Source organism: Bradyrhizobium sp. SMVTL-02 (assembly GCF_051853005.1).
Classification (GTDB): Bacteria; Pseudomonadota; Alphaproteobacteria; order Rhizobiales; family Xanthobacteraceae; genus Bradyrhizobium.
The window spans coordinates 1,767,977-1,787,452 of record NZ_CP182469.1 but is presented as its reverse complement, the minus strand read 5'-3'; the positions used below and the strand labels follow the sequence as shown (position 1 = coordinate 1,787,452).

At 63.4% G+C, this 19,476-nt stretch carries 19 protein-coding genes and 2 pseudogenes; 8 read left to right on the top strand and 13 right to left on the bottom strand.

All coding sequences use genetic code 11. The features are described 5' to 3' along the window. Entirely contained in the window at nt 1–1,161 is a 1,161-nt protein-coding gene (locus ACNJYB_RS08365) for a glutathionylspermidine synthase family protein (RefSeq protein ID WP_439373505.1), read from the top strand. A gap of 56 nt (nt 1,162–1,217) precedes the next feature. On the opposite strand, the gene ACNJYB_RS08360 is transcribed toward ACNJYB_RS08365, so the two are convergent. The 7 genes from ACNJYB_RS08360 to chpT all read right to left on the bottom strand — a co-directional run bounded on the left by ACNJYB_RS08360 (nt 1,218) and on the right by chpT (nt 8,687). Next, the gene (locus ACNJYB_RS08360; protein WP_439375505.1) at nt 1,218–1,649 is read right to left on the bottom strand and encodes a hypothetical protein; all 432 of its coding nucleotides are present in this window, start codon (nt 1,647–1,649) and stop codon (nt 1,218–1,220) included. A gap of 308 nt (nt 1,650–1,957) precedes the next feature. Then, complete coding sequence (locus ACNJYB_RS08355; RefSeq protein ID WP_439373504.1) at nt 1,958–2,830, bottom strand: CheR family methyltransferase; 873 nt, start codon at nt 2,828–2,830, stop codon at nt 1,958–1,960. Then, nucleotides 2,827–4,029: a protein-glutamate methylesterase/protein-glutamine glutaminase gene (locus ACNJYB_RS08350; RefSeq protein WP_439373503.1), complete on the bottom strand. Its 1,203-nt coding sequence runs from the start codon at nt 4,027–4,029 to the stop codon at nt 2,827–2,829. Before ACNJYB_RS08350 ends, ACNJYB_RS08355 begins: the two co-directional genes overlap by 4 nt. A gap of 75 nt (nt 4,030–4,104) precedes the next feature. Continuing rightward, complete coding sequence (locus ACNJYB_RS08345) at nt 4,105–4,470, bottom strand: response regulator (protein WP_439373502.1); 366 nt, start codon at nt 4,468–4,470, stop codon at nt 4,105–4,107. 72 nt (nt 4,471–4,542) lie between these two features. Then, on the bottom strand, nt 4,543–5,013 hold the full coding sequence (locus ACNJYB_RS08340) for a chemotaxis protein CheW (RefSeq protein ID WP_439373501.1): 471 nt from the start codon (nt 5,011–5,013) through the stop codon (nt 4,543–4,545). A 24-nt stretch (nt 5,014–5,037) separates the two neighbouring features. Next, the gene (locus ACNJYB_RS08335) at nt 5,038–7,836 is read right to left on the bottom strand and encodes a hybrid sensor histidine kinase/response regulator (RefSeq protein WP_439372476.1); all 2,799 of its coding nucleotides are present in this window, start codon (nt 7,834–7,836) and stop codon (nt 5,038–5,040) included. 197 nt (nt 7,837–8,033) lie between these two features. Further along, a complete protein-coding gene (gene chpT, locus ACNJYB_RS08330; RefSeq protein ID WP_439373500.1) occupies nt 8,034–8,687 on the bottom strand; it encodes a histidine phosphotransferase ChpT in 654 nt (217 codons plus the stop codon). A 185-nt stretch (nt 8,688–8,872) separates the two neighbouring features. Between chpT and ACNJYB_RS08325 the strand changes: the two genes are divergently transcribed. After that, a complete protein-coding gene (locus ACNJYB_RS08325) occupies nt 8,873–9,700 on the top strand; it encodes a 3'(2'),5'-bisphosphate nucleotidase CysQ family protein (RefSeq protein ID WP_439373499.1) in 828 nt (275 codons plus the stop codon). Here the strand turns inward: ACNJYB_RS08325 and ACNJYB_RS08320 are convergent. Next, nucleotides 9,694–10,179: a YHS domain-containing (seleno)protein gene (locus ACNJYB_RS08320; RefSeq protein WP_439375504.1), complete on the bottom strand. Its 486-nt coding sequence runs from the start codon at nt 10,177–10,179 to the stop codon at nt 9,694–9,696. The genes ACNJYB_RS08325 and ACNJYB_RS08320 overlap by 7 nt on opposite strands. A 323-nt stretch (nt 10,180–10,502) precedes the next feature. On the opposite strand from ACNJYB_RS08320, the gene ACNJYB_RS08315 reads away from it, so the two are divergent. From ACNJYB_RS08315 to ACNJYB_RS08300, 4 genes are all read left to right on the top strand, one after another. Continuing rightward, on the top strand, nt 10,503–10,697 hold the full coding sequence (locus ACNJYB_RS08315) for a hypothetical protein (RefSeq protein WP_439373498.1): 195 nt from the start codon (nt 10,503–10,505) through the stop codon (nt 10,695–10,697). A gap of 68 nt (nt 10,698–10,765) precedes the next feature. Continuing rightward, nucleotides 10,766–11,416, top strand: coding sequence for a Fic family protein (locus tag ACNJYB_RS08310; protein WP_439373497.1), 651 nt, complete (start codon nt 10,766–10,768; stop codon nt 11,414–11,416). Nucleotides 11,417–11,645: 229 nt separating this feature from the next. Continuing rightward, entirely contained in the window at nt 11,646–12,251 is a 606-nt protein-coding gene (locus tag ACNJYB_RS08305; RefSeq protein ID WP_439373496.1) for a DUF1134 domain-containing protein, read from the top strand. A 115-nt stretch (nt 12,252–12,366) separates the two neighbouring features. Continuing rightward, nucleotides 12,367–13,665, top strand: coding sequence for a hypothetical protein (locus tag ACNJYB_RS08300; protein WP_439373495.1), 1,299 nt, complete (start codon nt 12,367–12,369; stop codon nt 13,663–13,665). Nucleotides 13,666–14,132: 467 nt separating this feature from the next. Here the strand turns inward: ACNJYB_RS08300 and ACNJYB_RS08295 are convergent. Continuing rightward, nucleotides 14,133–14,492: pseudogene (locus ACNJYB_RS08295) on the bottom strand (integrase core domain-containing protein); the annotation flags it as partial. On the opposite strand from ACNJYB_RS08295, the pseudogene ACNJYB_RS08290 reads away from it, so the two are divergent. Both ACNJYB_RS08290 and ACNJYB_RS08285 read left to right on the top strand, forming a co-directional pair. Further along, nucleotides 14,491–14,670: pseudogene (locus tag ACNJYB_RS08290) on the top strand (biotin-independent malonate decarboxylase subunit beta); the annotation flags it as partial. The pseudogenes ACNJYB_RS08295 and ACNJYB_RS08290 sit on opposite strands and share 2 nt — an antisense overlap. A 128-nt stretch (nt 14,671–14,798) precedes the next feature. After that, entirely contained in the window at nt 14,799–15,443 is a 645-nt protein-coding gene (locus ACNJYB_RS08285) for a hypothetical protein (protein ID WP_439373494.1), read from the top strand. Between the two features lie 325 nt (nt 15,444–15,768). Here ACNJYB_RS08285 and ACNJYB_RS08280 read toward each other — a convergent pair whose 3' ends face one another. Genes ACNJYB_RS08280 through ACNJYB_RS08265 form a run of 4 tightly spaced genes read right to left on the bottom strand, consistent with a single transcriptional unit; the run spans nt 15,769 to nt 19,475 of the window. Beyond that, the gene (locus tag ACNJYB_RS08280; protein WP_439373493.1) at nt 15,769–16,287 is read right to left on the bottom strand and encodes a DUF6527 family protein; all 519 of its coding nucleotides are present in this window, start codon (nt 16,285–16,287) and stop codon (nt 15,769–15,771) included. Between the two features lie 5 nt (nt 16,288–16,292). Then, complete coding sequence (locus ACNJYB_RS08275; protein WP_439373492.1) at nt 16,293–17,765, bottom strand: hypothetical protein; 1,473 nt, start codon at nt 17,763–17,765, stop codon at nt 16,293–16,295. Then, nucleotides 17,758–19,098: a HesA/MoeB/ThiF family protein gene (locus tag ACNJYB_RS08270; protein WP_439373491.1), complete on the bottom strand. Its 1,341-nt coding sequence runs from the start codon at nt 19,096–19,098 to the stop codon at nt 17,758–17,760. Before ACNJYB_RS08270 ends, ACNJYB_RS08275 begins: the two co-directional genes overlap by 8 nt. Further along, complete coding sequence (locus tag ACNJYB_RS08265) at nt 19,095–19,475, bottom strand: E2/UBC family protein (RefSeq protein WP_439373490.1); 381 nt, start codon at nt 19,473–19,475, stop codon at nt 19,095–19,097. The genes ACNJYB_RS08270 and ACNJYB_RS08265 overlap by 4 nt, the downstream gene beginning before the upstream one ends. Nucleotide 19,476: the final 1 nt, after the last annotated feature.

Here is a 19,476-nt window from a genome sequence, read left to right as displayed (position 1 = left end):
ATGCAACGCATCACCTGTCTCGAGCGGGACGACTGGCGGGAGACCGCAGCGCAATGCGGCTTCGTCTTCCACACCATCGGCGGCGACCGCTATTGGGACGAGCGCGCCTATTACGCCCTCGCGCTCGACGAGATCGAGCGCGGCATCGAGACGCCGACCGGCGAGATCGACGCGATGTGCCTCGAGCTTGCCGCCCGCGTGATCGGCAATGAGCGGCAGCTGCGGCGTCTCAAGATTCCGGAGGCGTACTGGGACTTCATCGCCGAGAGCTGGAAGCGCGGCGACCGCAGCCTGTATGGCCGGCTCGACCTGAAATACGACGGCAAGTCGCCGGCAAAGCTGCTCGAATACAACGCGGATACGCCGACCTCGATCTTCGAGACCGCCGTCTTTCAATGGACCTGGCTCGAACAGGCGATCGAACGCGGCATCATTCCCTCGCGCGCCGATCAGTTCAATTCGATCCACGAGCGCTTGATCGAAGCATGGAAAGCGATCGCCGCCGGCCGTCACCTGCATTTCACCGGCGCCACCGGCAACGACGAGGACGCCGGCACGCTAGCCTATCTCGAAGACACCGCGCGCCAAGCCGGGCTCTCGACCACGCTGCTCGACATCGAACAGGTCGGCTGGCGCGACGAGGGCGGCGGCTTCGTCGATCTAGACGAAGCCGACATCGCGCTCGCTTTCAAGCTCTATCCCTGGGAATGGATGTTCCAGGACGCCTTCGGCGCAAAGCTGAAAGAGGCCCCGACGCGCTGGATCGAGCCGCCATGGAAAGCGGTGCTGTCCAACAAGGGCATCCTGCCACTGCTCTGGGAGATGTTTCCGAACCACCCCAATCTGCTGCCGGCCTTCTTCGAGGACGACGCGCGGGCGGCGGAGCTCGGAACATCGTATGTCCGCAAGCCGCTGCTGTCGCGCGAAGGCGCCAATGTCACGCTGGTATCGGGTGGCACTCCGCTCGACGAGCAGGCGGGCCCCTATGGCGCTGAAGGTTTCATACGACAGGCGTTGGCACCGCTGCCGAACTTTTCCGGCATCTATCCGGTGATCGGAAGCTGGCTGGTCAATCACGAGCCGTGCGGCCTCTCGATCCGCGAGGACGAAAGCCCGATCACGGGCAACGGCTCGCGGTTTCTGCCGCATGCAATTTTGTGAAATGCGCTCGCGGCCTTATTGGCGAGGGACGCGAGCGCGAAGGTTCGGGTGCACACCTAAGGTGTCTTGACGATAAATCTTCCGTCATACAGGCCCGCGCCCTTGAACCCGCTTTGCACGCTCTCGAAGCCGCCTGTGCCCGTCGCGTTTGCGTACGTCCCGGTGCCCGACAGGATCGTATATTCGCCCTTTGCCTTTCCGTCCTTCACCGCGCCGGTATAGCGCGCCGTGATCGAAGAGCCGTCGTCGAACGTGTAGGTACTGTAGCCGAACATTGGTCCTGAGCCCTTGAGCAAGTCGGAGGAATTGACGAAGTCCTTCACGGCAATGCGGCCGTCCTTGAAGAAGGCAACGCCGAACATCTTGCCGGACATGACCATCTGACCTTCGACATTCGCGACCTCGGTGACCTTGACGTCCACTGGCTTCGTGACGAGCTTGAATTCGAGCACTTGCTCGCCGGCGCGAGCAGTCGCCGACAACGACATCGCGATCAATAAAAAGCACGAGGCACAAGACATTCGCATGGTATGCCCTCCTCAAATTCGTTCATGATGGAATGGAATCCCGCCTGGGTTGAGCGGGATCATCGGCAGCATAGCACAACCTTCAAATGCTCATCAGCGCCGCGATCATGCTGCATCGCGGCGCAATCTCTGTTGCGCGGTAGCGGAGTAATTCGCGAGCGCTCAAATGCTCGTGCAGAGTCGCGCACGATGACGGAGGACATCTCCTCGGATTTTGCCGATCGTCCACAACGATGGCGCTCTCGCCGAGCGCCCGCCGTTCGGCCAGTTCACCTCGCCGCGGCAACCTTCAGCGGCTGCGGCATCAGCCCGCCCATCGCCCGGCCGGAGCGTGCCGGGTTGAGCTGATACAGGCCGCGTCGTTCGGTGATGGGACGGAACACGTCAGTGATGCCGACGACGGATTCGGCAGCCCCGAGCAGCAGCGTGCCGTCGGCCTCCATCACCTTTGCCATGCGCTCGAATATCACCGCCTTGGTGTCCTGATCGAAATAGATCAGCACGTTGCGGCAGAAGATCACGTCGAACGTTCCGAGATGGGACAAGTCCTGCAGCAGATTGAGCTGACGGAACTGCACCATGGCGCGAATGTCGGCGTTGAGCTGCCAGAGCTCGCCGACTTGCGTGAAGTATTTCATCAGGTGCTGGATCGGCAGGCCGCGCTGCACCTCGAACTGGCTGTAGACGCCAGCCCTGGATTTCTCCAGCACCTCCTGCGACAGATCGGTGGCGACGATCTCGATGCGCCAGCCGGCGAGGGCCGCGCCCATCTCCTTCACGCACATCGCGATCGAATAGGGCTCCTGCCCCGTCGACGAGGCCGCCGACCAGATGCGCAAGCTCTTGCGCGCCGCGCGCGCCTGGATCAGGCCCGGCAAAATCGTTTCGCGCAGATGATCGAACGGGATCTTGTCGCGGTAGAAGAAGGTCTCGTTGGTGGTCATGGCTTCGACCACATCGGTCGCAAGCCGGCCGTCGCCGTTCCTGATCTTCAGCACGAGATCGGGGATGCCTGACAGACTTGCCTTGCGCGCGAGCGGCAGCAGCCGGCTCTCGACCAGATATTGCTTGTCGGGCGACAGATCGAGACCCGAGCGCTCCTTCAGGAACTTGCGCAGATAATCGTAGTCCGTCGGGGTCACGCGCGGTCTCCCGCGAACAGGCGGTTGACCTTGGCGCCGATCTGGTTGAGCGGCAGGATCGCCGCGCAGATGCCGGCGTTGGCCGCCGCACCCGGCATGCCCCAGACCACGCTGGAGGCTTCGTCCTGCGCGATCACGCTGCCGCCGGCCGCAACGATGTCCTTGCCGCCGCGCATGCCGTCCGAGCCCATGCCCGTCAGGATCACCGAGAGGATGGCGCCGTGCCAGACGTCGATGGCGGAAGTGAAGAGCGGATCGACCGCGGGCTTGCAGAAGTTGACGGCGGGGCCGTCGTCGAGCGCGATCACCGTGTCTACGCCGCTACGCGTGAGGCGCATGTGCTTGCCGCCTGGCGCGAGGTAGATGCGTCCCGGCTTCACCGGCTCGCCGTCAACCGCCTCGGCCGCCGGGCGGCGGCTCGAACGCGCCAGATGCTCGGCCAGAATGGTGGTGAAGGTCGGCGGCATGTGCTGGGTGATCAGCACCGGGAAGCGATCGATGACGGGCCCCAGCTCGGCGACGAGCGCCATGAGCGCCTGCGGACCGCCGGTCGAGCAGCCGATCAGCAGCACCTTCGGTGCCTGGGTCGAGAACGGACGCGTCGACAGCGCCCCCGACGACGGGGCATGCAAGGCCGGAGCCGGAGCAGGCGCGGCAGGCCGGGGAGCGATGGCCGGTGCGCGCGCAGCCGGGGCCGGGCTCGCCGGCGCGAGCGGCGGGCTCGCGACCGCAGGCTTGCGGCGCAGCCGCGCTCCGAGATGGCGGATCTTCTGGATCAGGTCGTGATGAAACGTGTCGGCAGCCGATGCCTCGCGGGTCGATTCCGGCTTCGGAATGTAGTCGGCCGCGCCGAGCGACAGCGCCTTGAAGCTGATCTCCGCGTTGCGGCGGGTCAGCGTCGAGGCCATGATGATGACGAGATCGCGCTTCTTCGCCAGCAATTTCGGCAGCGCCGAGAGGCCGTCGAGCTCGGGCATTTCGATGTCGAGCACGGCGACGTCGGGGTTGATACGTTCGAGCTGGTTGACCGCCTCGAGCCCGGTGCGCAAGGAAGCTGCGACCTCCATGTCGTGCTCGGCGCCGATCCAGCGCGAGATCAGACCGCGGATGACGACGGAGTCGTCGACGATCATCACCCGCAGCGGCCCGGCTTCGCGCGACGTGCCCGTGGTCGAATTACCTGCGAACGCAACACTCATTACTCACCAACTCAGACTGAAACGGTTCAGTTGAAAACAATCTCCGAAGGGTCCGTTCAGCCTCCGGGGGTTCGCTCAGATAAGTCCCACTTCCTGGAACTTCGCCGTCACGATGTCCTTGTCGAACGGCTTCATGATGTACTCGTTGGCGCCGGCGTGCAGCGCACGTGCGATGTGCGCGACGTCGTTCTCGGTGGTGCAGAACACCACCTTGGGCTGGTCGCCGCCGGGCATGCGGCGGAGATGGCCGAGGAACTCGTAGCCATCCATCACCGGCATGTTCCAGTCGAGCAGCACCGCGTCGGGCAGTCCGCGCTTGCAGACCTCCAGCGCCTTCTCGCCGTCCTCGGCTTCGAGGATCTGAAAGTCGAGGCCCTCCAGGATCCGGCGCGCAACCTTGCGGATGACGCTGGAATCATCAACGACGAGACAAGTTCGCATGTGAACCTCTGCTTCCTGTCCCCTCGCGGGGACACTTCCGATTGCAAGTCCGTCGGCGGCAATGCCGCCGTATCAGGCCGCCATCATCTCCGGCGCGAGCTCGAGGACGCGATCGACGTCGAGCACGACCATGAGCTGACCGTCGAGGCGGTGGACGCCGCCGGCGAGCTTGGCCATGCGGGGATCGAGATTGACGGGGTTCTCTTCCTTGCCGTCCTCGGGCAGGCGCAGCACCTCGCCGATCTGGTCGATCAGCAGGCCATAGGATTCGCCGCGCAGATCGACGCCGACCGCCATCGGGGTCTTGCCGTCCTCGTCTCTGGGCAGGCCGAGACGCGAGCGCATGTCGACCACGGTGACGATGCGGCCGCGCAGATTGAGGACGCCGGCGATCTCGCGCGAGGACAGCGGCACGCGGGTGACGCGCTCGGGCATGAACACGTCCTGGACCCGGGAGATCGGCAGGCCGAACAGCTGGCCGCCGATCATCGCGGTGACGTATTCGACCATGGCGCCTCCGCCGGACTGGGTCTTGCTGCTCATAAGCGTATCTCCTGATCCCGCTGGTTAGGCCGCCGCACGGCTCAGCTCCGAGGCGCCGGCGGCGCCCGCGGTCTGCTCCTTCAGCGCCGCGATCAGACCGGGGCGGTCGAACTTGGCGACGTAATCGTGGAAGCCGGCCTGCCGGCCGCGCTCGATCGCCGCCGGCGACACCAGCGCCGAGAGGCCGATGATCGGCGTCGCGGCGAGGTTGTTGTCGGAGCGGATAACTTCCGCAAACTCGAACCCGTTCATGTCCGGCATCTCGATGTCGGTCAGGATCACGTCGAAGCTCTGGGCGCGCAGCGCCGCCAGGCCCTCCTGCGCGGTCGGCGCGGTGCGGACGCGGTAGCCGGCCGCTTTGAGCACCGGCGCCAGCATGTTGCGGAAGAAGGCCGAGTCGTCGACCAGGAGCACCGACTGCGAATGCATCGACGGCTTCATCTCCTTGCGGGTGAACCAGTCGGCGAACGCCATCGGCAGGAAGTGGCCGACGTCGATCACTTCGGTGGCCTGGGCCTTGATCACGGCCGAGCCGAGAATGCCCGGGCTGGAGCCGCCGACCTCGATGTTGAGGCGCTCCTCGACGATGTCGATGATCTCGTCGACCACGAGGCCCATGGAGCGGCCGTCGTCGGCGAACACCAGGATCGGCTGGGCACCCTGGCTCGCAATGGTGACCCCTTCCATGGCCACCAGCGGCATCAGCTGCTCGCGGTACTGCACCATGTAGCGGCCGTTGCTGAACTCGATCTTGTCGGCCGGCAGCTCTTCGAGGCGCGTGACGAGGCCGAGCGGGACCGCCTTGGGCTGCGAGGAGCCGGCGCGGAAGACGAGGAGCGAGGTGGTCTGCTCGCCCGAGCCGATGTGGTGCGCGCCGTTCTCGTCGCCCATGTCATGGGCCGAGGAGCCGGCGGCGCCGAGCGCTTTGGCAATGCCGTTGGGGTCGATGATCATGATCACCGCGCCATCGCCCAGAATGGTGTTGCCGGAGAACATGTCGATGTGACGGAGTTTTGTGGACATCGGCTTCACGACGATTTCTTCGGTATGGAACACGCCGTCGACGACGATGCCGAAAGTCTGGCTGCCGACTTGCGTGACCACGATGAAGCCGTTCTCGGGATCGGAGGCCGCGCCGTCGTCGATCTTCAGGAGCTTCTTGAGGTGGATCAGCGGCAGCAGCTTGTTGCGCAGGCGCAGCACCGCGGTGTCCTTGATGCGCTCGATGCGGTGCTCGCTGTTGGCGCGGGCACGGACCAGCTCGACCACCGAGAGCTGCGGGATGGCGAAGCGGTCGCCGGCGGCCTCGACGATCAGCGCCGAGACGATGGCGAGCGTCAGCGGGATCTTGATGGTGACGGAGGAGCCTTCGCCCGCCACGCTCTTGATGTCGATGGTGCCGCCGATCTGGTCGATATTGGTGCGCACCACGTCCATGCCGACGCCGCGGCCGGACACCGAGGTGATGGCGGCCGCGGTCGAGAAGCCCGGCGCGAAGATGAACTTGTGGATCTGGGCTTCCGACATCTTCTCCAGCTCAGCCTCGGTGACGAGACCTGACGAGAGCGCCTTGGCCTTGATCTTCTCGGTGTTGAGGCCTCTTCCGTTGTCGGCGATGCAGATGATGATGTGGCCGCCCTCGTGATAGGCGGAGAGGCGAATGGTGCCCTGCTCGCCCTTGCCGCTCGCCAGGCGCTCGGCGGGGGTCTCGAGGCCATGATCGGCGGAGTTGCGCACCATGTGGGTGAGCGGGTCCTTGATCAAATCGAGCACCTGGCGGTCGAGCTCGGTGTCGGCGCCGTGCATCTCCAGCTCGATCTGCTTGCCGAGTTCGCTCGAGAGGTCGCGGACGATGCGGGGCAGCTTCTGCCAGGCATTGCCGATCGGCTGCATGCGCGTCTTCATGACGCCCTCCTGCAGCTCGGCGGTGACGTTGGAGAGGCGCTGCAAGGGCACCTTGAACTCGGTGTCCTCGTTGCGGCGGGAGATCTCCAGCAGCTGGTTGCGGGTCAGCACCAGCTCGGAGACCATGGTCATCAGATGCTCCAGCGTATCCACGTTGACGCGGATCGACTGGTTGGCGACGCGGTCGCCCTCGCTCGCGGTCTCGTCGGCCATCGACTTCTTCGGCGCGGCCTTCTCCTTGGCGGCGGGCTTTGCAGCTTGCTTCGCGGCAGGGGCCGCGGCGACCGGCGCCGGCGCGGCCTTGGCGACCGGCGCGGGGACCGGGGCTTCGATCGCGGTCTCGCGGAAGGCGCGCTCGAGCTCGTCGAGCGAGACCTCGCCGGGACGCAAGGGGCGCTCCAGGGTCTGCTCGACCAGCGAGCCCGTGGTCATCGCTTTGGCCGGCGCGGCAATGGGGGCCTCCGGCGCCAGCGGCGGCGCCTCGACGACGGGAGCGGCCCCGGCGGCCGGCATCGGCTGCGCCGAGCCTGACATGGCCGCCATGCCCTGCTCGACCATCGCTTCCAGCTTGTCGATGAGGTCGCGGTCGGTACCCTCCGGCTCGGCTTCGGTCGCCTCGAGGCCGGCCAGAATCTCCTTGATGCGGTCGATCGAGGACAGGATCACCGTCACCGCTTCGGCGGTCACCGGCATGCCGTCGCGGAATTTGCCCATCAAGGTCTCGCCGGCATGCGCCAGCGCTTCGAGCCTGGGCAGGCCGAGGAAGCCGCACGTGCCCTTGATGGTGTGGACCAGGCGGAAGATGTTATCCAGGATCTTGGCGTTGTTCGGCTCCTGCTCGAACTTCACCAGCTGATTGTCGACGGTGTCCAGGCTCTCGCTGGTCTCCGTCAAAAACTCCCGCAACAGATCATCCATGAAAACAGGCCTTCATACAGGGAGGGCGCGTACGAGACGTGATGCGCCATTTTCCGAATGGGGCCAGCTTCACCGCAAAGCGTTTAATATTGGTTGAGTATGTGGAAAAGAACGGAACCAACAAAGAGATAAGGCGCTCCGGACAAGCCGAAGCGCCTCGTAAAGATCCGATTAATCTCTGAGCGCGAGTTGCGCGTTTACGAAGCGGTAACGATGATCGCTTCGCCCTCCGGCTTGAGCGTCACGGTGAGCCCGCAGGCCTGCGCGAGCAGCCGTGTATAATAAGGCTGGATCGCGTGCGCATCGGCGGCAGGTCCCCGCTCGCCGCTCAGGAGGTCCGAGATGTTCTGCGGCAGGCGCGCATTGTGTCCGGTCGCCGTGATGCGGAAGCTCATCGTCTCGCCCTCGCCGATCGGATCGACCGTCAGCAGGCCGCCGCGCGGGATGGTGTGCTGGGCCACGACCAGCATGTTGAGCAGCAGCTTGACGCGATTCTTCGGCAGCAGGAGCCGCGGCAGATTCCACGTGATCGAGCACTTGCCGTCCTCGATGTGGCCCTTCGCCATGGTCTGGGCATCGCCGAGGTCGATCTGGGCGCCGGAAGAGCCGGCGGCACCGAAGGCGAGACGGCAGAACTGGAGCCGGGCGGAGGCGGTCTTGGCGCTCTTGCGAATCAGGTCGAGCGCGAACTCGCGGTCCTCCGGCTTGGGATCGTCGTCGAGCACTTCGAGCCCGTTGACGATGGCGCCGACGGGGCTGATGAGATCGTGACAGACCCGCGAGCACAGCAGCGCGGCGAGTTCGAGCATATCGGGAGCAGTAGCGGTCGCGGGCGACGAGGCGTCAGACATATAATGGGGTCCTGGAGGGTTCCTGCAATTGCACGGCGCCAGGCGCCGCGAATCACGCATGCTTGACGGATGCTGCGGGTTCTAACATTCGCCAGCCTGTGGCAGCTAGCTTGCGATAGGTTCGAAGCGGCCATAACAGGGCGGGCGAATCAACTGAGAAGGCAAGACTTGCCGATGAATGAGGCATGCAGGTGAGGATCATCGAGGCCGAGGCCGCGTCCGGATTGATGGAGCCGCTCACCGCGCTGGTGGTGAAGGCGGGCGAAGCGATCCTCGCCGTGAACCGCGAGGCGATGCGGGTCGACGGCAAGCAGGACGGCTCGCCGGTGACTGAAGCCGACCTTGCTGCCGACCGCATCATCGCCGAGGGCCTGGCCCAGCTTGCAGGCGACGTCCCGACGCTCTCGGAAGAGCGGACCCAGCTCGCCGCGCCGCCGTTCCAGGGCAGTTTCTTCCTGATCGATCCGCTCGACGGCACCAAGGAGTTCGTCGCCGGCCGCGATGAGTTCACTGTCAATCTCGCGCTGGTGACCCGGGGTGTTCCCTTGCTCGGCATCGTCAGCGCACCCGCGCTCGGGCTGCTCTGGCGCGGCGTCGTCGGCCGCGGCGCCGAGCGCGTGAGATTCGACGGCGCGAGCATCGGCGCCGCCGAGCCGATCCACACCCGCAAGCTGCCGGCGCCGGGCGCGCCGTGGGTCGCAGCGGTGAGCCGGTCGCATGGCGATCCCAAAAGCGAAGCGTTCATCGACAACAGGCCCAACGCGCTGAGAAAGACCTGTGGCTCGGCCGTAAAATTCGGCCGGATTGCGGAGGGCAGCGCCGACATTTATCCCCGGTTCGGGCCGACCTCGGAATGGGACGTCGGGGCCGGCTGCGCGGTCGTGACCGCAGCGGGCGGCAGGGTGACCGATGGCAAGGGCGGAGAGCTCGGCTTCGGCCAGCGAAGCGACACCGGCTTCATCATCCCGGAGTTCATCGCCTGGGGCGACCCGCAGGCGGTAGCTCGCTATTGACTGAGCTGCTCCTGAAGCGCCGGCCAGCGCTTGCCGACCTCATAGAGAAAGCGTTCCGGATCGGCGGCGAAGGCATCGCGATTGGCTTCCCGGCTGAACAAATATAGCCGCTGCGCGACGACTGCGAAGAAGCGGGGGTTGCCGGCAATGGTGACGCCGCGGGCGATGTCGGCGGGGTCATAGCCGCCGAACTGCGGACCGTAGACCTCGGGATGGGTCAGGAAGGAGGCCCGGTTGCCCTCGTTCCGGAAGCGCCAGACTGCGCCCCAGAGGTTGGCCTCGAACTCGGCCTTGCCCTGCTCGGCGGCGCCATCAACGAAATAGCCGACGGGGTCGAAACCCTCGATGGCGACGCCGCTGAACCGGTTGACGACGATCCGCTCGGTGGTGGCAGCCCGGACCGGTAATCCCGGGCAGGCGATCCAAATGCCCACCAGCAGGCCGAGGAGACGGCCGATCAAGGCAATTCCGGGGCGCAAAGGGCTATCTTCCTGCCGTTGTGCCGTCATCTTCAACCACGCCTGTTCACTTGGGCCGGTGGCGAGAAACCGCCAGATGCTGAAAATCACCCCGCTTGGGACGGTTTTTTCTATCTCACCCAATTCCTAAAATCTGATGCCTCTCCTCCGTACGGAGCCACCTCCAAAGGTAAACTCCAAGGCGTTGGTCAGCTATGGGCTTGTCGGTACAACCCCGAATATGCATATGATGGTGCCGCAGGCTGGCCCCTTGGAACAGAAGTTGTAGGGAATTGTTGAACAATCAGAAGCATGATGCTGGGGCCGCCCCCCGGGGAGTTGCCATGGCTACGCTGACACTAGAACAGATCGCCGAGAAAGCGCGAAACCACCGCGTGACGCCCGCTGAGCGGAAGGCTCAGAGGGTAAGTCTAATCATGGGTCTGCGTTCGAGAAACTCGACGCTTACCCGTGACGAAGTGTCGAGTTTTCTTGACCAAAACGAAGGTCATGAAACGGCAGAGAAGAAAGCCGGTTGACGATGCAAAAGGACAACCGCTAATAGAAAAGCCCAGTATCTACTGGGCTTTTTAATTTGAGCGGGACAATGCTCGACAGTAATTGGGAATTGATAAATGGGCCTCCTGCCCATCACATTGAGCAGTTGAATGCAGCGAATACGATCAACGTGTTGGAAGCCTTAGTTACCTACCTCATTAGTCACAACAAGCCCGACCAACTGCCCTATGCCCCAAACGAAATGGCGCTTCGAGAACTGCACCGGTGCGGGACACTATTCCTTTTAGATAAGCCGGGCGAGTATCGGGAAGTACCTGTTCAGGTAGCAAATGTTCAAACTGGGCAGGTGCTTTATCAGGCACCGCCGCCTGAGGACGTGCCCAAACTGGTGGCGGAATTTTTTGAGGAGCTCATAAAGATTTGGCACTCTGGCGATGCGCTTGACGCTGCAGCTTTTGCTCTGTGGCGGATCAACTGGATACATCCTTTTAAGAACGGAAATGGCCGGACAGCCAGAGCATTTTGCTACGCTTGTTTGAACGCTCGGCTAGGCGTTATGTTGCCCGGCACAACAACGGTCATCGACCAGATCATGCTTACTCGGCCCGAGTATGAGGCAGCGATCCGAGTTGCAGATCAGGCCGCGGCAGGGGACCCTAATGCGCGGGATCTAGCCCAGATGAAAACCTACCTTAATGGGCTACTGCAGATCCAGATCGCGAGCATCCCAACCCCCTAATCTTGCGTGTCAGGAAAAATCGATCCGCTCTGGTCCGTTTCGCCGTCGCTTCGCCATCTTCGTTGCCCGATGAAGGCGCTTTCGTGGCACTGCAATTCAGTCCCTGCCGTTGTGCCGTCATAGTTGCTGCGGATAACATCCGAGTCGAGGGGACATCCGGCGCAACCTAGGGCCGTGCCTATTGGCGTCAGGTTAAGGAAGCGACGGATTCGATACCAGGGGTTCTTTTATGACTTTCGCATCACGCCTTGCTGCGCTCGCGCTTGCCGCGATGGTCGGCTGGCTCGCGCCGGCCTCGGCCCAGCAGGCCCCGGCGCCCAATCTGCCGCCGCCGCAGCGTACCCCGACGCCCAACACCTTTGGGCCGGACGAGCTCGTGACGGCCGGCCATCGCTTCTTCGGCAACGTCTCGCGCGGGCTCGCCTCGATCATCGAGAAGGCGGTCAGCCAATGGGGCCTGCCGAACGGCTACATCCTGGGTGAGGAAGGCTCCGGCGCTTTCGTCGCCGGCCTGCGCTACGGCGAAGGCACGCTCTACACCAAGAACGCCGGCGACCTCCGCGTCTATTGGCAGGGTCCCTCGCTCGGCTTCGACTGGGGCGGCGACGGCGCGCGCACCATGACGCTGGTCTACAACCTGCCCGCCACCAATGCGATCTACCAGCGCTTCGCCGGGATCGACGGCTCGGCCTATATCATCGGCGGCTTCGGCATGACGGCGCTCACGGCCAACAACATCGTGCTGGTGCCGATCCGTTCGGGCCTCGGCCTGCGGCTGGGCGCCAATATCGGCTACCTCAAATACACGCCGCGCGCGACCTGGAACCCGTTCTAGGACTCCTCCCCATCCTGTGAGGGATCAAGGTTAACGACAGCGCCGGGGCTGGCTTTTTGCTGGCGCCGCATGCATTGTCGTTGGTGTTTTTCCTTAAGCTTCGGAGTTCTGGCCCATGGTCGAACCGATCATGTACCTGGCGATCGGTTTCCTGCTGGCGATGTTGTGCGGGCTTGCCATCGTGCCGCTGGTGCATAACCGCGCGGTGCGCCTGACCACGCGCCGGCTCGAGGCGGCCACCCCGCTGTCGATGGCCGAGATCCAGGCCGACAAGGACCAGCTCCGCGCCGAATTTGCCATGTCGGCGCGACGGCTCGAGATGAGCGTCGAGCAGCTCAAGAACAAGACCACGAGCCAGCTCGCCGAGCTTGGCAAGAAGAGCGATGCCATCAACCGCATGAAGATCGAGCTGGGCGAGAAGAACGCCACGATCTTCGCACTCGAAGCGCGCGAGAAGGCGATGAAGGAGCAGCTCCGCGCCACCGAGGAGGAGTTCGCCGCCAAGACCGAAAGCTTGCGCGCTGCCGAGAATGCGCTGACCGACAAGCGGCACGAGCTCGCCAAGATCAATTCCGAACTGTCCGACCGCTCGATGATGGCGGAGAGCCGCCAGGTCGAGCTGGTCACGGTGCGGGCGCAGATCGAGGAGCTGAAGAACCGCGTCGGCGATGCCGAGAAGGAATTCGCCGCTACGCAAGCGCGCCTCGCGCAGGAGCGCACCGAATCCGAGACCGCCTCGCGTGAGCTCGGCGATGCCCGCGGCCGCGTCGAGAACCTGAGCCAGCGCGTCACCGAGCTCGATCGCCAGCTGATCGTGCAGGTCAAGGAAGCCGAGATGCTGTCGGCGCGCGTCGCCGACCTCGAGGGCCGCCTCGCAACCCAGGGCAAGCTGCTCGCCGAGCGCGACTACGAGAACAACCAGCTCCGCCAGGCCAATGAGACCTCCGAGCGTACCGTCAAGGAGCTGCGCGTCGAGATCGCGGCCTTGAGCGGCGGCAAATCATCGGCCGCGTTCGAGATGCTGCGCGCGGAAAAGACCGCGCTGGAGGAGCAGCTCCGCTCCGCGCGCGACGAGCGCGCAAAACTCCAGCGCGACATCAACGCGATCCAGCAGCAGGCGGAAAGCTCCTGGGCGACCGAGCGGATGGAGAACGCGCTGCTGCGCGAACGCATCAACGACATCGCCGCCGAAGTGGCGAAGCTCGCGATGCAGCTCGAAGGCCCGAACTCGCCGATCGAGGCGCTGCTCGCGGCCGAAGCCGGCCAGCCGCCGAAGCCGGCACCGCGCCCGGCCAACGACGCCGCGACCAGCGGCGCGGCCGCACCGACCCTGCCCGAGGGCGGCGGCACGCTGGCCGAACGCATCCGCGCGCTGCAGGCCCACGCCTCCCGCGCCCGCCAGCAAGGCGCGTAAGCGGCCGAAAAGGCCGGTTTCTCTGGCCGAGGCAAGGTTTTCGGGGTCCATGGCGCCTGGAAACTTGACACCTCGAGCCCGCACTTCTAAATCGCGGGCTCCGATGCGTCGGCCGGCCGAAAGTCCGGCCGCCTGCATGATGGTCCCGGCGCATAGCTCAGCGGGAGAGCGTTCCCTTCACACGGGAGAGGTCCAAGGTTCGATCCCTTGTGCGCCCACCATTAAGCCTTGAAATCAATAGCTTAGAGATGAAATTCCCTAAGCATGTGCCCCCGAAAAGCTGGGGCACAACAGGGGCACTTGGTCTTGATCAAAAAATCGTCATGGCCTCGTCTGGCCTCGTCTGCCGCCGCGATCCCGCAGCCAATCGAGAGACTTGGCGCATCCAGTCTCCGCCGCGGCTTGGTGGTGAAGCATAGCCCAAGCAGTCCGATCGCAAACAGCCTTCACCAGCATGCTCTGAGTTTTCATCCAGCGAGGTGGGCGGCATAGGCCGCGGCGGTCAGGTATTTCAACGATGCGTGAGGGCGTCGGAGATTGTAGTCGGCGACCCAGTTCGCGATCTTGCCGCGGGCGTCGTCGGGGTCGAAGAACAGGGTCTCGTTGAGCAGCTCATCGCGCATGCGCCCATTAAGGCTTTCGATGAAGCCGTTCTGCATCGGCTTGCCAGGCGCGATAAAGTGCCAATCGATGGCGGCATCCTTGCACCAGGCGAGCATGGCATTGCAGGTGAACTCTGTGCCATGATCGGACACGATCATTCCCGGCTTGCCGCGTTGTTCGACGATTGCTGTGAGTTCGCGGGCGACGCGCCGTCCGGACGCGGACCGCGCGCTCGTCTGGCGCACGATGGGCGGTAAGCACCGCTATCTCATCGGCGGCGCCGATATCTTCGTCGACGACGAGGCGCTGGCTTTTCGCCAGGCGGCGATCGGCGCGCTCAAGGGCAATCGTAGCTGCGACGCGGCGGTTCTCGAAGCCGAGCAGAATCGCCGTCAGCTACGCGCTCGGCAAATTCCGAAAACGGCTGCAGGAAGCGATTCACAGCTTCGGTGAGACGACGAAATCATGAGCGGCCCCGTCAAGTTACTTCCGAAAGAGGTGGCCGACATCGTAAGACAGCAGGACGCGCTATGAAGCTCGACCGCAACACCCGGATCGGCGGGCAGCCGGCAAAGCTCGTCCGCGACCTATTGGCCGATGCCACCAACTCCAATGGGTTCTATCCCGACCTGGTCGACGAGCACCTCTTCAGGGCATGGTGGCGCGCGGCCATCGATGAACTGATCGAAACCGACCAGCTCGACGGATCCAATCGCGGCCACGCCCTGCGCCTTTGGACGACGGCTCGCAAACGCGACAAGATCTACGGCGTGCGTCTGCCCAAAGTGCCGGATTTTGCGGATGAGACCCGCGGCCTGATTGAAGCGTTGCTCGCGCAAAAGCTCATCTGCGAAGAAGGCCGGGAAAGCGATGGCCGCATGGTCTATCGGGTCACCGATGAGGGCCACGCGACCGGGATGAAGTCCCTGGTTCCACGCATGGACCGCGCTGCTGCCGAGTCTCTGCTCAAGGAGGTCCTTTCACGCGTTGAAAGCATCAACAGAGACAGCGAGCTTCTCCATTATGTGACGGAGGTGCGCGTGTTCGGTTCTTACCTGACAGACAGCGATAGTCTCGGCGACCTCGACGTCGCCATCAGGATGGAGCGCAGGGCCGTCGCAGGCGATTGGGTGAAGGCCCCCAGGCTCTCGCCGGCAAGAGCGGCAGGACGTTAGGCTTCTTTCACCGGCTGACATTTCCGGCGACCGAAGTCCGACGGAGGATCAAGCACCGTTTGCCGCGAATCTCGCTGCACCAGACGAGCGAGCTCGACGACAACCCGCAGATGGGCGGCAAGACGGTGTACGTATTCACAGCGCCAAAGAGCTCGGAGCGGCAATAGCTCTCTCGGAAGAGACGGACGCCATATGATTTTCGTCGCCCCAGCTCGCTACTTGATTGCATCTGCAGCAACTTCAGCCGATTTTGGTTCGGTAACTCGAAGGATTTAAGCGATCTGGGCAGGAGTGGCGTTGATTCTCCGCCACCCCTCACGCGCGGCTAGGCGAGTGCGAACCAATCGCGCTGCTTTCCCGACCCGGATACAGCTAACCCGAGACGCGTCAGCGCATGCCCCGCTCTGGCGACTTCCCAAGGAATCTCATCTATTTCTGCTGCAATTCCTTCGGCGCTACGCAATTCACCTTTCTGCAAAGCTACCAGTACGCGGCGTTGGAGTGCGGCGATGTCGTAGCTTGGCTCGACATTGCCTTCTTCGAACCGATCACACCAAACGATCTGATCGCGCCAGACTATGAAATGGCTACCGCATCCACCATCACGCCACACCGAAGGATACAACGTGGTTTTCCCGGCGCGCATATCGAGCTTCCAAGCCTTTCCAGCCCGGGGATCCAGATTGACGACCAACGTCTCCCCGCAGCCGTCAGGGCAGCTCATCAGCACCGAACGGAGAGCGCCGCGACGAATAACGACCGCATCACCGGCAGTCCGAAGCATGTTCTCGCCTTCGTCGCGATATTCTGCCGCTCCGAGGAGGTTCACTTTCCTTGCAACCATGCTTCCTACCCCTTGTTCAAAAGAGCCTGCGTCAGTTGAGACGCCACCGCATATCCTTTCGTGCGCCTGAAGCGATCGGCGGCCGGCCCGTCATCCCATTGGCAGCGTCTGAGAAGCTGGACGGCGACGGCCGCTTGGTACTCCGTCGGACAAGATTGAATCGCAATGCCCATGCGCCTCAGCTGCCTGACCACATTGGACATCCAGCAGAACTCGCTTGTCGGATCGCAGCGACCGGGCGGATGTAGAAATGCTTCCGGAGCGTACACGCGGTCAATCTCGTCAGCCCAAACGGTGTCCTCGTATATTCTCGGATCACGTTCTGGCGGAAGCTGAAAGGCCAGCCAGGTCTCCAAGGCGGCTAGATCCGTCGTAAGGGGAGCGGGATTGACCACGGATGCGAGGTCGATGACGATCGCATGATCATTGCGAACGCGAACGTTTTCGCCATGCAGATCACCATGCGCCGGCGCGGTGCGATAGCGCTGCTCCAGGCCACGTAGTTGGTCGATCATGGCTATTGGGTCGGCCTTGACCCCGAGACGCATCGCGTCTTCGGAGTAGCGTGATTTGAGCAGATCCGGCTGAAAGATGCGGGCGCCGATCATTGCTTCGGCAACAGAGCCTTTGACGGGGTCTTGCGCGTAGGCTTGATCGCGCCAGCCTCCGAGGGTCTCCTCGATCAGCGACGTTATCGCCCTTCCCCCGAGATTGCTACGGACAAGCTTCCAGAGCGACTCCGAGCGATCGACGAAGTTGCCAACAAGCAAGCTTCGCTCTGCGCCAGATATCCGATGGTGGATATTGGGCCTTAGTCCGAAAGGTATGTATTTTTCCGCATACTCGCTGTAGTTTCGATACTCGGCTTCGATCTTGTCACACCGATCAAGCTTCGCGAAGGCGGGCTGTGGCCACGCTCCTGCGTTGGATGTGTGTACCGTCATGTGAACGGCGAACACCCGAGCTTGCGACAGCCCCCCTGTAAGCTCTTCAAGGACGATGCGGCTGCATTGAGCGAAGGCCCGCTTGAACAGTATCTCATCGACGTCGCGCACCGGCTCGCCATTGCGCGCGACCTCGATCTGCAAAGCAGCATAAGGCCGGTGCCCGGCATCGTGTCGCGCGATGTTCTCTGCCAAAGAGTATGCTGGCGGATCGGTGCGAGCGACCACTCCGGGCAGTTTCAGGACCGAACCTGGTGCTACCTGAACCCGGCCCATTGTTTCGTCGTCGTCCGCAACGAGGTCGATTCTCAGTCCACTATCGACGAACGTCCGGGCGTGGGTATTGGCGGCGCGCAGCACATCCTCGGGAATATTCTTTCCAAACCAGAAGACCGCAGCGCAGGCGTTGGTAGGCTCGATGGGTACCGAAGCGTCACAGCACCGAATATTCAGATTTCGCTGTCGAAACTCGCGCGCTGTCGCCTCTGCCGGTGGCGCTCCGAACCAAAGCACTTCGAGGCGAGTGTCAGCCATTGCTGGCCCTCATCCGCACCGGGAGCGGCCACGATAGTCCCTTGGCGAACGATCCCTTTTTCGAGCATACGAGACAGTCTTCGACGATCCTCGCCACCGTGGGCCGAACCGTCCCGCGAATTCCGTCGTAGAGCTGAAGACGCGCTTTGCCGGGAATGGACGTTACCGCGGCTATGAACATCGTCGCAGCCAGGCTGGAAACCGTCGAATTGATCGACATGACCGCGGGTTGCGGCTCGTGGGCCCCCACAATGTACGGATCCGAAGCGCGTTGCTCTGGGCTCATCATCTCTCGTCGGATCTGATTGCCATCTAGCGCATCAGTGCACGTCAGGCACGGCAGGTCCGGGGCGAGCATCTGAACGCGGCCCGTAATATGGGTGACTGCGCCGTCCCGCACCGTGATGCTCACGCCCATGTCGATTGCCGGCACGAGATGCTGATAGGCCAGCTGGCAAACAACGGCTCTGCTGGCGTGTGAATCCGTACATAAAAAGATGAAGTCGACGCCCGTCAGCTCTGCAGCGATATGCTGATCGACCACATCGGCTTTCAGGGCGTGCACCTTGGCACCGGGCGAGCTTGCACGGATGTCCCTCGCCGCAACATCGATCTTTGCGGCCCCCACATCGGTCGCACCGGCGCAAGCCAAACGATTGAGATTGGTGGTTTCCACCACATCTGGATCGATCAGAACGAAGTCGCACACGCCAAGTCGGGCCAGTTGCTGCACAAGCACAGATCCCGTCCCGCCCAGACCGACCACCCCCACTTTCAGCAACGAAATCGCACGCTGCCCGTCGGCGCCGAAAGCGCGAACTTGGCGGTCATATCGGGTTTGAGCGCTTTCGGCGGCTGCGTCTTGCGACAGCAGAACAAGCTTTTCCCCGACAAGCCAGGTCGCCACTTCTTCCGTTGTTCCGATCCGGCGCGCGCGACAGCCGGCCTGCCCTAGCACCAGGGCCAGGTGATTGCCCGCCGGAGCGCGCCGTTGCAGATAGTCCGCAAGGGCCACCTCCCCCGCGTCATCGACCGCAGAGAATAGCGGACAGCCTTGCTCGAAGGGGTGAGTGTGTATCAGCACGACGCTTCGGCCCTGGGCGCGTGCGCGGTTTGCGATCTCCACTACGAAAGCTGGCTTAAGTGTCGCCGACGTCTCGTCGCGCCGCTCGTATGCGGCTCCCGACGCGACCTCGATATCGTCGACCACCCAGGTGCCGGTTCGCGGATCGTGGGTCGAATACGCGACCGCGCAGCTCTCTAAGGGCGCAACTGAGAAAAGCTCCGTAGACATCGCCCGGTATGCAGAGGCGGAGAACCGCAGTCCGCTCATTGCAGGCGCCTCAAGCGGTCGGCGATCGTATTCATCCAGCTTGATAGCGTCTCGCGGTTCGGATTCCAGCCAAGCAGGTGCCAGGAGAACCAAAGGCCCGACTCCTCGGTCTCCGGAATGACGTTGTTGTTGGCTGCGTTGCACGGCATGCGCCCACCGTCGAGCAACAGATCATTGTCTGCCCAGAAGCAGTCGGGTGCGGCGAAGGGGTACCCTGCGGGGACAAGGAAACGGATCGATGTGGAAGTCTTGTTCCACCCGGCGGGCAGAGCCACCGAAGCGACAGTAATCAGTATCGCTCCCCCCGGGAGGGCACGCGCGCTCAGATCGGCATAGCGCTGCCGCAGACCGTCAATCTGGACTTCCTGAATGCTCATC

Excerpts from the sequence above, each read along its gene's own strand:
- ACNJYB_RS08365 (WP_439373505.1), top strand. The coding sequence starts at position 1 with ATGCAACGCATCACCTGTCTCGAGCGGGACGACTGGCGGGAGACCGCA.
- ACNJYB_RS08360 (WP_439375505.1), bottom strand. The coding sequence starts at position 1,649 with ATGTCGTTGTCGGCGACTGCTCGCGCCGGCGAGCAAGTGCTCGAATTC.
- ACNJYB_RS08350 (WP_439373503.1), bottom strand. The coding sequence starts at position 4,029 with ATGAGTGTTGCGTTCGCAGGTAATTCGACCACGGGCACGTCGCGCGAA.
- ACNJYB_RS08345 (WP_439373502.1), bottom strand. The coding sequence starts at position 4,470 with ATGCGAACTTGTCTCGTCGTTGATGATTCCAGCGTCATCCGCAAGGTT.
- ACNJYB_RS08340 (WP_439373501.1), bottom strand. The coding sequence starts at position 5,013 with ATGAGCAGCAAGACCCAGTCCGGCGGAGGCGCCATGGTCGAATACGTC.
- ACNJYB_RS08335 (WP_439372476.1), bottom strand. The coding sequence starts at position 7,836 with ATGGATGATCTGTTGCGGGAGTTTTTGACGGAGACCAGCGAGAGCCTG.
- chpT (WP_439373500.1), bottom strand. The coding sequence starts at position 8,687 with ATGTCTGACGCCTCGTCGCCCGCGACCGCTACTGCTCCCGATATGCTC.
- ACNJYB_RS08325 (WP_439373499.1), top strand. The coding sequence starts at position 8,873 with ATGCAGGTGAGGATCATCGAGGCCGAGGCCGCGTCCGGATTGATGGAG.
- ACNJYB_RS08315 (WP_439373498.1), top strand. The coding sequence starts at position 10,503 with ATGGCTACGCTGACACTAGAACAGATCGCCGAGAAAGCGCGAAACCAC.
- ACNJYB_RS08310 (WP_439373497.1), top strand. The coding sequence starts at position 10,766 with ATGCTCGACAGTAATTGGGAATTGATAAATGGGCCTCCTGCCCATCAC.
- ACNJYB_RS08305 (WP_439373496.1), top strand. The coding sequence starts at position 11,646 with ATGACTTTCGCATCACGCCTTGCTGCGCTCGCGCTTGCCGCGATGGTC.
- ACNJYB_RS08300 (WP_439373495.1), top strand. The coding sequence starts at position 12,367 with ATGGTCGAACCGATCATGTACCTGGCGATCGGTTTCCTGCTGGCGATG.
- ACNJYB_RS08285 (WP_439373494.1), top strand. The coding sequence starts at position 14,799 with ATGAAGCTCGACCGCAACACCCGGATCGGCGGGCAGCCGGCAAAGCTC.
- ACNJYB_RS08280 (WP_439373493.1), bottom strand. The coding sequence starts at position 16,287 with ATGGTTGCAAGGAAAGTGAACCTCCTCGGAGCGGCAGAATATCGCGAC.
- ACNJYB_RS08275 (WP_439373492.1), bottom strand. The coding sequence starts at position 17,765 with ATGGCTGACACTCGCCTCGAAGTGCTTTGGTTCGGAGCGCCACCGGCA.
- ACNJYB_RS08270 (WP_439373491.1), bottom strand. The coding sequence starts at position 19,098 with ATGAGCGGACTGCGGTTCTCCGCCTCTGCATACCGGGCGATGTCTACG.
- ACNJYB_RS08265 (WP_439373490.1), bottom strand. The coding sequence starts at position 19,475 with ATGAGCATTCAGGAAGTCCAGATTGACGGTCTGCGGCAGCGCTATGCC.